The organism is Streptomyces antimicrobicus (assembly GCF_020532625.1).
Taxonomy (GTDB): Bacteria; Actinomycetota; Actinomycetes; order Streptomycetales; family Streptomycetaceae; genus Streptomyces; species Streptomyces antimicrobicus.
In genome coordinates this window covers 1-12145 of the sequence record NZ_JAJAUY010000037.1, presented here as the reverse complement: position 1 = coordinate 12145, position 12145 = coordinate 1, and the positions used below count along the sequence as shown (strand labels likewise).

Here is a 12145-nt window from a genome sequence, read left to right as displayed (position 1 = left end):
CGCGGGGAGCGGCGGGCAGGCCGGGGTCTGGGACGTGGTCGTGGTGGGCGCGGGCCCGGCCGGCGCGTCGGCCGCGCACGCGGCGGCGGTCGCCGGCCGCCGGGTGCTGCTGCTGGAGAAAGCCGAACTGCCCCGCTACAAGACGTGCGGCGGCGGCATCATCGGGCCCTCGCGCGACGCCCTGCCGCCGGGCTTCGTGCTGCCGCTGAAGGACCGGATCCACGCCGTCACCTTCTCGCTGGACGGGAAGTTCGCCCGGACCCGGCGGTCGAAGGGCATGCTGTTCGGGCTCGTCGACCGGCCGGAGTTCGACGCCGCCCTGGTCGCCGCCGCGGAGAAGGCCGGGGCCACCGTGCGCACCGGCACGGCGGTCGCGCGGGTCGAGCAGCACGGCGCGGCGGTGCCGGACCGGCGCACCGTGGCGGTCGTCCTCGCCGACGGCGAGGTGGTCCTGGCGCGTGCCGTGGTCGGCGCTGACGGCAGCGCGAGCCGGATCGGGGCCCATGTGGGCGTCGAGATGGACCAGGTGGACCTCGGCCTGGAGGCGGAGATCCCCGTGCCGGACACCGTCGCCGAGGACTGGAAGGGCCGGGTGCTCATCGACTGGGGCCCGCTGCCCGGCAGTTACGGCTGGGTCTTCCCCAAGGGGGACAGGCTCACCGTCGGCGTCATCTCCGCCAAGGGCGACGGCGCCGCGACCAAGCGCTACCTGGAGGACTTCATCGCCCGGCTGGGCCTGGCCGGTTTCGAGCCGGAGGTCTCCTCCGGGCACCTGACGCGCTGCCGCAAGCCGGACTCGCCGCTCTCGCGCGGGCGGGTCCTGGTCGCCGGGGACGCGGCCGGGCTGCTGGAGCCGTGGACCCGGGAGGGCATCTCGTTCGCGCTGCGGTCCGGGCGGCTGGCGGGGGAGTGGGCCGTACGGATCGCCGAGGCCCAGGACGCGGTGGACGCGCGCCGCCAGGCGCTGAACTACGCCTTCGCCGTGAAGGCCGGCCTCGGTGTGGAGATGGCGGTCGGCAAGCGGATGCTGACCGTCTTCGAGTCCCGCCCCGGCCTGCTGCAGGCGATCCTCACGGGCTTCCGCCCGGCGTGGCGCACGTTCGCCCGCATAACCCGCGGCTCGACGACCCTGGGTGACCTCGTCCGCACCCACCCCCTGGCCCGCAGGGCCCTCCACACCCTGGACCGGCGGGGGGCGGGGCGGGGGTAGGAACGGGCTGGGCTCGGGGCCTGGGGCGGTGCGGGGCGGAGCTCGTGCCGTGCCGGGGCGGGCGGTCCCCCGGAGTCGCCGGATTTTGCGTCCGGCGGGGAGGGGGCTTCGTCCGGGAGGCAGCTCGTATGCCGTGCGGTCGAACGGCCGAGGGCGGACGCCGCGTCGGCCTCGTGTTCCGTGCCTGCGTCAGGCGCTCAGCGACGTGGGAGTGACCCGGCTCGACCGCGTCACTGTCTGCCTCCGGGCGGCCAGGTGATCCGGAACGAGCGACCCGGAGCCGCGTCCGTACTGCTCGCCGTGGGCGGCCCGGGGGATCCCCTCGGGCCGCCCACGGCAGCGTGCGGACAGGGGCAGTGAGCGGCCCGGGCTCCGGGTCGGGAGTGCGGTCAGGGGGCGGTGAGAGCGAAGTCCTGGCTCGTGTGGTTGGTGGCGTTGGGGCTCTCGATGTTGGTGGTCGTGGCGATGTTGTTGAACATCGGGATGACGCCGTTGAGGGTGATCGGCAGGATCGACCCCGAGTCGTCGCCGTCCCCGTCCCCACCGTTTCCGTTTCCGCATTCGCCGCCGGTGATCGCGGTGACGTCGCTGTCCGTTTCCGGGAGGATGGGGTTCGGCAGCGTACCGTCCTCGGACACCGTGACCCTGTTGGTGACGCTGCAGGGAGCATCCTCGGGGACGTTGACGGTCAGGAGGATCGTCGCAGTCTGACCGGCGCCCAAGGCGTCGGCGCTGCAGGTCAGTACGGTCATGCTGCCCACGATGCTGCAACTGAACGGGGCTCCGGCCTGCACGCCGGCAGCGCGCAGACCTCCCGGAAGCTCGTCGGAGACGAAAATGCGGCGGGTGGCTTCCGAGCCGGGGTTGCTGACGGTGATGCGATAGACGCCCTGCTCGCCCCGGGCGAAGTCGCCCTCGTGCGTCTTCGTGATCCTCAATTGCGCCTGGGCATGAGCAGGTGTCACGCCGGTCACGAACGGCACCACCACGCTCAGTCCCAGGACCGTGGCGAGGCCGGCCATCCGATGCCACAACGCCCGTGTGTTCATGTAAAGCCTCCTGTCCGGTGAAGGTCCGCGGTCCACCAGCACCGGCCAGGAACGACAAACCCGGCCCCACCGGCCACCGCCTGCCCCCGCAACGACACCCGCATCCCGTGGACACGGCGCCCGCGACACCGTCACTCGTTCACCGAACCGATCGCCACCGACCAGCCCAAGCGGGACCGCCGGCTACGCGAAGCCCCGCTCCCGTTCCCCGCCCGTGGCCGCCGCGGTGCGCCAGGAACGGTCAGAGGCCGCCGTCGTCGCTCGGGCGGCGGAGGAAGCGCCACAGGAGGTGGGTGGCGCGGAGGGCGAAGACCGTGGCGGCCAGGACGCTTCCGCCGAGCACGAGGGCCTGCTCCACCCGGTGCGGCAGCGCGAACAGCAGGGCCGGGCCGGCGACCGCCCCGTACACCAGTGCGGCCGCGAACATGCCGCTGAACAACGCGTAGCCGATCTCGATCGTGATCGCGTCACGCTCGGCCTGCGTCCGCCTGCCCCGTCGTGCCGGGCCGTCTCCTGGTGCCGAGCGGCCCCCTGGTGCCGGGCCGCTGTCCCGTCGTGCCGGGCTGTCCCCGCTCCCGCTCCCCATGCAGGCAGTGTCCCCGCGCGCACCCGTCGTCACACCGCCGCTCGCCCTCGGCGAGCGGGATCGTGGAAGCCCCGACGCGGCTCCCACGATCCCGCGTGCGTCAGATCCCCGCGTGCGTCAGATCCCCGCGTTCTCGATCCACAGCCGGGCCAGCGACGTGTCGCCGCTGACCTCGGGGCCGGTCAGCGGCCGGCGGTTCCACAGCGCCGTGTACAGCCACTGGGCGGTGCCGACGATCTCGCAGTCGGCCGGGCCCTCGTCGCCCACCACCGTGCGCGCCGGCTCCGGCGACAGGTGGACGGTCCACACCGCGCCGGTGTCGGCGGCCCGGATCCGCATCGTCCGGGGCTCCTCCGTGCGGACCAGGCTGCGCGTGCGGGCGTGGAAGCCGGTCAGCAGCTCGTCCACCCCGTCCTCGGCGAACCGCGCGTCCACGGGTGAGAAGGCGATGCCCAGCGCCGCCTCCGCGTCCATCCGGTGCACCGTGGTCTCGTGCGCCTGCCGCCGCGCCCAGAACGCCAGCGGCGAGGACGGGGCCGTCGGCAGGAACGTCCAGGTCTGGAGGTCCGCAGGAGCCTCGCGCAGCGCCCGCACCAGGTCGGCGTGGCCCTCGCGGAACCAGGCCAGCAGTTCGGACCCGACCAGTTCCGGGGCGTCCGGGAAGGGCAGGCGCTCCATCACGGCCTCCAGGAGGTAGCCGGCCGCCCAGCGGTGCACCGAGCCGGTGTGCCGCAGCAGGTCGGTCACCCGCCAGCCCGGACAGGTCGGCACATGGGCGTCGAGCCCCGCCCGCTCGGCGGTGTCGGCGAGCAACTGCCCTTCGCGTTCCAGCGTCTTGACGAATTCACTGATCTCCAAGATCTCCATGAGCCGAGTGTCGCAGCCGACGCGGCACACTGGGGACACATGGACGACGAACTGTTCCCGCGCGAGCGGACCGAGGTCGCCCCCGGCGCGGTCCACGTGCCCGGCTGGCTCGACCTGCGGCGCCAGCGGGAGCTGGTCGAGGCCTGCCGGGAGTGGGCCCGTCCGCCCGCCGGGCTGCGTACGGTACGCACCCCGGGCGGCGGCACCATGACCGCGCGGCAGGTGTGCCTCGGGCTGCACTGGTACCCGTACGGCTACGCCCGCACGGCCGTGGACGGCGACGGCGCCCCGGTGAAGCCGATGCCCGGCTGGCTCGCCGAGCTGGGGCGCGAGGCGGTGGCCGCGGCGTACGGGCCGCCGGTCGAGGGCGGCCCGGCGCCGGCCGCCCCGCCCGGCCCGGACCCCAACCCCGTCCAGGGCTCCGTTCACGGCCCCGTCGGCGACCGTGCCTACGACCTCGCGTACGACATCCCCTACGACATCCCCTACGACATCGCCCTCGTCAACTTCTACGACGGCGACGCCCGCATGGGCATGCACCGCGACGCCGAGGAGCGTGCCGAGGACCCGGTGGTGTCGCTCAGCCTCGGTGACAGCTGCGTGTTCCGGTTCGGCAACACCGTCTCCCGCGGGCGCCCGTACCGCGACGTCGAGCTGCGCAGCGGCGACCTGTTCGTCTTCGGCGGCCCCTCCCGGCGCGCCTACCACGGGGTGCCCAAGGTCCTGCCCGGCACCGCTCCACCCGAGCTCGGGCTGACCGGCCGGCTCAACATCACCCTGCGGGTGGGCGGGCTCGGCTGAGCACGCCGCGGGGTCGCCGGGAGGGCGCCGGCGGGCCGCCGGGGGTGGCCGTCCGACCGGGGTCAGGGGTGGCCGTCCCGCCGGGGGCAGGGATGGCCGTACCCCCGAGGCAGGGGGTGGCCGTACCGCCGCGGCCGATCATGCGAGGATCGCTGTCATGAACGGCAACGCGGCCCCGCGACGGGTGGGGGACGGGACGACGACCTCCGCGCGCACCAAGCTGGAGCGGGGGCGCGGCGCCCTCGGCCCGGCACTGGAGCTCGTGCACACCGGCCGGGCGCCCACGCGGGCGGTCCTGACGGCCGAGCTGGGCGTCACCCGGGCCACGGCCGGGGCCGTCGCCGCCGAGCTGGAGGCGCTCGGCCTGATCCGGGTGGACTCCAGCCCGCGCGGGGCCGGTGGTACGCAGGGCCGGCCCTCGCACCGGCTGTCGGTGGCCGAGGACGGTCCCGTCGCGCTCGCCGCCCAGGTCCACCCCGACGGCTTCCGGGCCGCGCTCGTCGGTCTCGGCGGGCGCATCGTCGCCACCGCCCCCGGCCAGGTCACCGTCTCCGCCGACCCCGCCCAGGTGCTGGGCGCCGTGGTCGAGGCGGGCGCGGAACTGCTGGCGGCCAGCGGCCGGCGCTGCATCGGGGCGGGCCTGGCGGTCCCCTCGGCGGTCGCGGAGCCGGAGGGCACGGCCCTCAACCCGCTGCACCTGGCCTGGCCGCCCGGCTCGCCGGTACGGGCGGTCTTCGCGGAGTGCGTCAAGGCCGCCGGGATCGACGGGCCGGCCATGACCGGCAACGACGTCAACCTCGCCGCGCTCGCCGAGCACCGGCACGGCGCCGGCCGCAGCGCCCAGCACCTGCTGTGCGTGGCCACCGGCCACCGCGGCGTCGGCGGCGCGCTCGTCCTCGACGGACGGCTGCACAGCGGCAGCTCCGGCCTGGCGCTGGAGGTCGGCCACCTCACCGTGAACCCGGAGGGGCGGCCCTGCCACTGCGGCAGCCGGGGCTGCCTGGACGTGGAGGCGGACCCGCTGGCCTTCCTCACCGCGGCGGGCCGCAACCCCGGCCCGGAGGTCTCGCTGCTCGCCCAGGCCCGGGACCTGCTGCGCACCGAGTACGCCGACCCGTCGGTCCGCGCGGCGGCCGAGGAGCTGATCGACCGGCTCGGGCTCGGGCTCGCCGGCCTGGTGAACATCCTCAACCCGGACCGGATCATCCTGGGCGGCCTGCACCGCGAACTGCTCCAGGCCGACCCCGAACGGCTGCGCGCCGTGGTCGCCGACCGCAGCCTGTGGGGCCGCAGCGGGGGAGTACCGATCCTGCCGTGCACCCTGGACCACAACAGCCTGGTCGGCGCGGCGGAGCTGGCCTGGCAGCCGGTGCTCGACGACCCGCTCGGCGCGCTGGGGGCGCTGTCCGCGCCCGGGCCGACGGGCTGACGGGGGCCGGCTTGGGCGGACCGGGCCGGCGGGGCGGTGAGCGGACGGGCCCGGGCAGGAGCTCCCCGGCGGGGCCGGACCGTCCGGCAGTGATCGTCACGCCGTGACCGTCACCGTGACCGTGTCCGGGCGGGCCACGGCGGTGGCCACCACCAGCGGCGGCGCGTTCTCGCGGACCGGCGTCGTCCGGATCCGGAGCGGGCGGCCCGGCGGCGTGGCCGCGGGCGTGGCGCGCAGGGAGAACCAGACGACCTTGCCGACGCTGTCCGCCCGGTGCCGGGCACCCCACGCCTCGCTGACGGCCTCGACCAGGGCGAGACCGCGCCCGCAGGTCCCCAGCGGGTCGGCGCTCTTCAGCTCGGGCAGCCGGGGGTCGTTGTCGTGGACGGACACGGTGAGCCGGCCGAGCAGCAGTTCGAGCTCCACGACGCACGCCTTGTCGGGCTGCGCGTGGACATGGACGTTGCTGAGCAGTTCCGTCACGCCCAGCGCGGCCCGGTCTATGAGCGGATCGAGCTGCCAGTAGCGCAACTGCGCCGCGACGATGCGCCGGACCTGGCCGATCCTGGCGGGCAAGGCCTGCAGTTCCACGACGCAGTGCCTGCGTGAATGACTGATCACGGCTGCGACTCCCCGACGTGAGTGTTACGGGTGCTGCACCCTCAGTGACGACCCCATCAGGGTTACGCAGGGCCTCCCGCAACGCAACCGAAAGGGATCCATATGGATCCCCAAAGTGACTGTTTGTGCAGGTGGGAGGGGTACATTGCGGAATGCGAGGGGGTTCGAACGCAACGAGGAGCACCGCACATGAGTACGACAACCACCGCTGTCACCGTGGACGTCGACCGCAGCGACGCGGGGTACCGCGACTGGCTGAAGGAAGCCGTCCGCAAGGTCCAGGCCGACGCCAACCGGTCCGCCGACACGCACCTGTTGCGGTTCCCGCTCCCTGAGGAGTGGGGCATCGACCTCTACCTCAAGGACGAGTCCACCCACCCCACCGGCTCCCTCAAGCACCGCCTGGCCCGCTCGCTGTTCCTCTACGCCCTGTGCAACGGCTGGGTGCGCCCCGGCCGCCCGGTCATCGAGGCCTCCAGCGGTTCCACGGCGGTGTCGGAGGCGTACTTCGCCAAGCTGATCGGCGTCCCCTTCATCGCCGTGATGCCGCGCACCACCAGCCCCGAGAAGTGCCGGCTGATCGAGTTCCACGGCGGCGAGTGCCACTTCGTCGACGACCCGATGAAGATGTACGAGGAGTCGGCCGCGCTCGCCGAGCGCACCGGCGGCCACTACATGGACCAGTTCACGTACGCCGAGCGGGCCACGGACTGGCGCGGCAACAACAACATCGCGGAGTCCATGTACGAGCAGCTGCGGCTGGAGCGGTTCCCGGAGCCCGCCTGGATCGTGGCCACGGCCGGGACCGGCGGCACGTCCGCGACCATCGCCCGCTACGTGCACTACATGCAGTACGACACCCGGATCTGCGTCCCGGACCCGGAGAACTCGGTCTTCTTCGACGGGTGGACCCGGCACGACCCGGACGTGACCGGCGACTGCGGCTCGCGGATCGAGGGCATCGGGCGCCCGCGGATGGAGCCGAGCTTCGTGCCGGGCGCGATCGACCGGATGATGAAGGTCCCGGACGCGGCGAGCGTCGCCGCCTGCCGGGCGCTGGAGCAGGCCATCGGCCGCAAGGCGGGCGGCTCGACCGGTACCGGCCTGTGGTCCGCGCTGAAGATCGTCTCGGAGATGGTGGCGGAGGGCCGCACCGGCAGCGTGGTCACCCTGCTGTGCGACCCCGGCGACCGGTACCTGGACAAGTACTACTCCGACGACTGGCTGGCGGCGCAGGGCCTGGACATCGCGCCGTACGCCAAGACCGTCGAGACCCTGCTGACCACCGGGGTCTGGCGCGAGCCGACCGCCTGACCCGGCGGTCCCGCGTGCGCGGACGGCCCGTCCGGGGGGCCGGCCGTCCGCGCACCACCACAGGCCCCTCGTCGAGGGCCCACCACAGGCTCCTCGTCAGGGGCCCACCACAGGCCCCGCGTCGCGGGGCGGCCGCCCCCTCCGCGCCGTCAGCCCGGCTGCTTCGCCAGGCGCGCGTCGAGGGCGCGTACCGCCGAGCGGAAGGACAGGCCGAGGCCCGGCCGGGCCGCGGTGAGCGCCAGGCGGAACGGCGCCGGGCCGTCGGCGGCGAACGTCCAGCGGACCCGGGTGCCCGAGCCCGCCGGGCTCAGCCGCCACTCCTCCAACAGGGCCCGCACGCCCGGGGCGTTGGTGGTGTCCACCCGGTACGCGTACCGCCGTTCCGGTTCGGCCGCCATGATCGTCTCCTCGAAGCGGACACCCCCGCGCAGCAGTACCTCGCGGCCGTCCCCGCGCCGCGTCGGCCGGGCCAGGGCCACCGCGCCGAACCACTGCGACCAGCCCGGCACGTCCTCGGCCAGCGCCCGGTAGACGGCCTCGGGCGCAGCCGTCGTGCGCGTCTCGAAGACGAGCCGCACCGGGGCGGTCTCGGTGAAGTCCAGGCCTACGGGGCGCAGCGCGCGAGCCATGAGGTGTACCCCTTCGCACAGGTGGATCGGGCGGGTCGGCGGACGTGCGCGCACACGATAGCTGGCGGCCCGTCAGATGTCTGCGCCGGCCCGGACGTCGGCCCGGACGCCGACCTGGACGCGGGCGCGGACACCTGCCCCGGCCGACCGGGCACCTGCCCGGAGCCGACCCGGCCACCCGTCCGGGCACTGGGCAACTGCCGCCCGCGCACGGGATGCTGGACACCCCGCCGTGCCCGGGAGGGAACCCGCCGTGCCGCACCGCACCACAACGTCCCGGTCCCCCTCAGCCGTTGCCCCGCTCGCCCTCGAACTCCACGTCCACGGGGTGGCCGGAGCCTCCCCCGAGGACCTCCTCGACGACCCCCGCACCGTGCGCGTCACCGGTGACGCCACCGCCGCCGTCTTCCGCCGGGCCGCCGACGCCGACGCCGAGGCCCACCCCGAACGCCACCGCGACCGGCCGGTGCCCGAGGCCTACTGCTGGTCCAGGCTGACCTCCGGCAACGGCACCCGCGCGCTGTGGCTGCTGCTCCTGCCCTTCATGGTGGCCAACCTGGCCCACTGGGCCCGCCCCGCCGCCCCCGGCTCCCCGCGCACCGCCCGTGCCTACGGCGTCCTGGTCCGGGTCGTCGCGCTCACCCTGACCGTGCTGCTCGTCGCCGCCGCCGGGGAGGTGAGTCTGGACCTGATCGCCTGGCAGTGCGCGGGCTCCGCGCACTGTGCCGCCTCCCGCTCGTGGTTGGGCTTCCTCGCCCCCGCCGAGGGCGGCTGGTGGTCCCCGCCCGGCCGCCGGCTGGCCCTGGGCGCGCTGCTCCCGGCCGCCTTGACCCTGCTCCTGTGGTACCTGTCCCACCGGACCTGGAGCGCCTACGAGTCCCAGCCCCCGCCGCCGGGCACCCCCGACCCGGACGGCGACGACGGCGGCGCGCCCGCGCTCGGCCGGCCCGGCTTCTGGTACGGCCGCCGGCTCGTGGCCCGGCTGCGCGCCGCGCACACCGCGGCCGGACTGCTCACCGTGGCTGCCGCCGTGGCCGTACCGGTGGCGCGTCACGACCAGGCGGCCGCGGGCCCGGCCGGGGCCGCGGGGTCCGGGTCGCCGGTGCTCGCCGCCGCCGGCTGGGCCGTCGAGGCCCTGCTCGCGGTCGGCGCCGCGGCCGTGCTGTGGGTCGTGGTCCGGCGCGGCCGCAGCGAGGCCTGCCCGGACCACCGGCCGGACCGGGCCGCCGTCTCCTGGCTGCCCGGCTGCGCGCTCGCCCTGCTGGCCGCCGTGCTGCTGTACGCCGGCTGGTCGCGGCCCGGCTGGAACTCGGCCGGGCGGCTGCCCGGGGACGCGTTCTTCGGGCTGCTCACCGTCGGCCAGGGGCTGTGCGTGCTGGCCCTGGCGCTGGTCGCCGCCCGGCTCCACCGGCGCGCGCCCGCGCCCGGCGCCGCGCTGGGCGGTCTCGGCGGGCCCGCGATCGCCCTGCTCGCGTGCGCGCTGGGCGGGGTGATGACCGGCGGGGTGGCGGGCCGGGTCGCCGACTGGCTCGACGGCGGCGCCGTCCCCGGCCGGGCCGGTGCGCCGCTGCCCGGGCCGCCCGTGCTGCTGTCCTGGCAGGCCGCCGCACTGCCCCCGCTGCTCGCCCTCCTGGCGGTGCTGGCCTGCGCGTTCGCCCTGCGCGGGGCCCGGCTGCGGAGCCGGATCGCCGCGACCGTGGCCGACGAGTACCCCGGCGCCGTGTACGACCGGGCCCGCAGCCGGCGCATCGCCGGGGCCCGGGCGGCCGCCTCGCTCACCGACTCCGCCCCCTGGCTCGTCGCCGCGGTCTGCGGACCGACCCTGCTGCTCGGCGCGGTCGCGGTCGCCGGGGCCTGGCTGACCGGTGAGGTGCCCGCCGAGGCCGCGCGGAGCGGCCCCGCGCCGGTGGCGGCCGCGGCGCGGGCCGCCGAGGCCGCCGGGTCCTGGCTGATCGGCTTCGGCTTCCTGCTCTTCGTCACCTGGGGCCGGCGCGCCTACCGGGACGCCTCCGCCCGCCGCACCGTCGGCATCCTCTGGGACGTCGGCACGTTCTGGCCGCGCGCCGCGCACCCGTTCGCGCCGCCCTGCTACGCCGAACGGGCCGTGCCCGACCTGACCTGGCGGATGACCACCTGGACCGGGCGGACCGGCGGCCGGCTGGTCCTCTCCGGGCACTCGCAGGGCAGCGTGCTCGCGGCCGCCGCCGTGTGGCAGCTGCCCCCGGCGGTGCGCCGCCGCGTGGCCCTGCTGACGTACGGCTCGCCGCTGGCCCGGCTCTACGGGCGGTGGTTCCCCGCCTACTTCGGCACGGTGCCGCTCACCGCCCTGCACGGCGGGGTGGACTGCTGGCGCAACCTGTGGCGGGCCACCGACCCCATCGGCGGACCCGTGCTCGGCGGCACCGCGGACGGCGCCGACGTGGACCGGGGGCCGCTGCTGGACCCGCTGGCCTACGGACGCACCGAGCGGCACCCGCTGCCGGCGCCGATCCTCGGCCACTCCGACTACCGGGCCGATCCGGTGTTCGCCGCCGAACGCGACGCGCTGCTGGCCCGGCTGGCCCGGCTGGCGCGACTGACCCCTGCCCCTGCCCGGGCGCCGGCGCCGGACGACGCGGTGCCGGACGACGCGGCGCCGGACGGGACCGGCGTGCCGGGGCCGCGGGACGGCGCCGGACCGCCGCTGGGTGACGGGGCGGGGGACGGCGCCGGCCCACCGGTCGGTGACGGGCCGCCAGCCGGTGAGCCGCGGGACGGTGCCCGGCCACCGGTCGGCGACGGGCCGCCAGGCAGTCACGAGCCCCCGGACGCCGACGGGCCGCGGATCAGCGGCGGGCCGCCGGCACCGGCAGGTCCGCCGGGAACAGCAGGGTGAGGTCGTCCGTGCTCGGCTCGGTCAGCTGGGCCACCCGCCCGGCGTGCCGCTCGACCATGGCCTCGAAGGTCTGCCGGGCGGTGCGGCCGTTGCCGAACGCCGGCCCCTTCGGCAACTCCGTGAAGTACGCCAGCAGGGCCTCGGAGGTGCCCGGGCCCAGCCGGTACTCGTGCTCCTCCGCCTGCTGCTCCACGATCCGCAGGAGCTCCTGCGGGCCGTAGTCGCCGAAGGTGATCGTCCGGGAGAAGCGGGACGCCACACCCGGGTTGACGGTCAGGAAGCGCTCCATCTCCGCCGTGTACCCGGCGACGATGACCACCACCGCGTCCCGGTGGTCCTCCATCAGCTTCACCAGCGTGTCGATCGCCTCGCGCCCGAAGTCCCGCCCGGAGTCCTCCGGCGCCAGCGCGTACGCCTCGTCGATGAACAGCACGCCGCCACGGGCCCGTTCGAAGGCCTCCTGGGTGCGGATCGCCGTCGATCCGATGTGTTCACCGACCAGGTCCACCCGGGACACCTCCACCAGATGGCCCTGCTCCAGCACGCCCAGCGAGGCCAGGATCTCGCCGTAGAGCCGGGCGACCGTGGTCTTGCCGGTGCCGGGGGAGCCGGTGAACACCAGGTGCCGGCGCACGGAGGCGGCCTTCAGCCCGGCCTCCTGGCGGCGCCGGCCCACCTCGATCATGTCGGTCAGCGCCCGCACCTCCCGCTTGACGCTGTCCAGGCCGACCAGGGCGTCGAGCTGGCCGAGCGCCTCGGCCGCG

The 12145-nt window shown here is 75.7% G+C and carries 11 protein-coding genes; 5 read left to right on the top strand and 6 right to left on the bottom strand.

Annotation, left to right across the window (positions count from 1 at the left end; translation table 11 throughout):
• The first annotated feature begins 34 nt into the window (after positions 1-34).
• Entirely contained in the window at positions 35-1210 is a 1176-nt protein-coding gene (locus LG632_RS12455; protein ID WP_226727104.1) for a geranylgeranyl reductase family protein, read from the top strand.
• 389 nt (positions 1211-1599) lie between these two features.
• On the opposite strand, the gene LG632_RS12450 is transcribed toward LG632_RS12455, so the two are convergent.
• The 3 genes from LG632_RS12450 to LG632_RS12440 all read right to left on the bottom strand — a co-directional run bounded on the left by LG632_RS12450 (position 1600) and on the right by LG632_RS12440 (position 3703).
• A complete protein-coding gene (locus tag LG632_RS12450; protein ID WP_226727068.1) occupies positions 1600-2259 on the bottom strand; it encodes a DUF11 domain-containing protein in 660 nt (219 codons plus the stop codon).
• Between the two features lie 241 nt (positions 2260-2500).
• The gene (locus LG632_RS30215; RefSeq protein ID WP_264201727.1) at positions 2501-2845 is read right to left on the bottom strand and encodes a DUF6332 family protein; all 345 of its coding nucleotides are present in this window, start codon (positions 2843-2845) and stop codon (positions 2501-2503) included.
• Positions 2846-2962: 117 nt separating this feature from the next.
• Positions 2963-3703 (bottom strand): maleylpyruvate isomerase family mycothiol-dependent enzyme, encoded by a 741-nt coding sequence (locus LG632_RS12440; RefSeq protein WP_226727102.1) that lies wholly within the window; start codon positions 3701-3703, stop codon positions 2963-2965.
• A gap of 48 nt (positions 3704-3751) precedes the next feature.
• On the opposite strand from LG632_RS12440, the gene LG632_RS12435 reads away from it, so the two are divergent.
• A complete protein-coding gene (locus tag LG632_RS12435) occupies positions 3752-4513 on the top strand; it encodes an alpha-ketoglutarate-dependent dioxygenase AlkB family protein (protein ID WP_226727067.1) in 762 nt (253 codons plus the stop codon).
• A 157-nt stretch (positions 4514-4670) separates the two neighbouring features.
• A complete protein-coding gene (locus LG632_RS12430; RefSeq protein ID WP_226727066.1) occupies positions 4671-5942 on the top strand; it encodes an ROK family protein in 1272 nt (423 codons plus the stop codon).
• A gap of 96 nt (positions 5943-6038) precedes the next feature.
• Here the strand turns inward: LG632_RS12430 and LG632_RS12425 are convergent, their stop codons facing one another.
• Positions 6039-6563, bottom strand: a complete 525-nt coding sequence (locus tag LG632_RS12425; RefSeq protein ID WP_226727065.1) for an ATP-binding protein — start codon at positions 6561-6563, stop codon at positions 6039-6041.
• A gap of 189 nt (positions 6564-6752) precedes the next feature.
• On the opposite strand from LG632_RS12425, the gene cds1 reads away from it, so the two are divergent.
• Positions 6753-7877: an L-cysteine desulfhydrase Cds1 gene (cds1, locus tag LG632_RS12420; RefSeq protein ID WP_226727064.1), complete on the top strand. Its 1125-nt coding sequence runs from the start codon at positions 6753-6755 to the stop codon at positions 7875-7877.
• A 149-nt stretch (positions 7878-8026) separates the two neighbouring features.
• Here the strand turns inward: cds1 and LG632_RS12415 are convergent, their stop codons facing one another.
• Complete coding sequence (locus LG632_RS12415; protein WP_226727063.1) at positions 8027-8506, bottom strand: SRPBCC family protein; 480 nt, start codon at positions 8504-8506, stop codon at positions 8027-8029.
• A 253-nt stretch (positions 8507-8759) separates the two neighbouring features.
• Between LG632_RS12415 and LG632_RS12410 the strand changes: the two genes are divergently transcribed.
• Positions 8760-11381 carry a hypothetical protein gene (locus LG632_RS12410; protein WP_226727062.1) on the top strand — a complete coding sequence of 874 codons (2622 nt, stop codon included), beginning with the start codon at positions 8760-8762 and terminating at the stop codon, positions 11379-11381.
• Here LG632_RS12410 and LG632_RS12405 read toward each other — a convergent pair.
• On the bottom strand, positions 11332-12145 hold an 814-nt coding region (locus tag LG632_RS12405), incomplete at its 5' end, for an AAA family ATPase (protein WP_226727061.1). The genes LG632_RS12410 and LG632_RS12405 overlap by 50 nt on opposite strands.

What these genes read in the sequence shown, in the direction of transcription:
- LG632_RS12450 (WP_226727068.1), bottom strand. Translation starts at nt 2,259, where the DNA reads ATGAACACACGGGCGTTGTGGCATCGGATGGCCGGCCTCGCCACGGTC.
- LG632_RS30215 (WP_264201727.1), bottom strand. Translation starts at nt 2,845, where the DNA reads ATGGGGAGCGGGAGCGGGGACAGCCCGGCACGACGGGACAGCGGCCCG.
- LG632_RS12435 (WP_226727067.1), top strand. Translation starts at nt 3,752, where the DNA reads ATGGACGACGAACTGTTCCCGCGCGAGCGGACCGAGGTCGCCCCCGGC.
- LG632_RS12430 (WP_226727066.1), top strand. Translation starts at nt 4,671, where the DNA reads ATGAACGGCAACGCGGCCCCGCGACGGGTGGGGGACGGGACGACGACC.
- cds1 (WP_226727064.1), top strand. Translation starts at nt 6,753, where the DNA reads ATGAGTACGACAACCACCGCTGTCACCGTGGACGTCGACCGCAGCGAC.
- LG632_RS12415 (WP_226727063.1), bottom strand. Translation starts at nt 8,506, where the DNA reads ATGGCTCGCGCGCTGCGCCCCGTAGGCCTGGACTTCACCGAGACCGCC.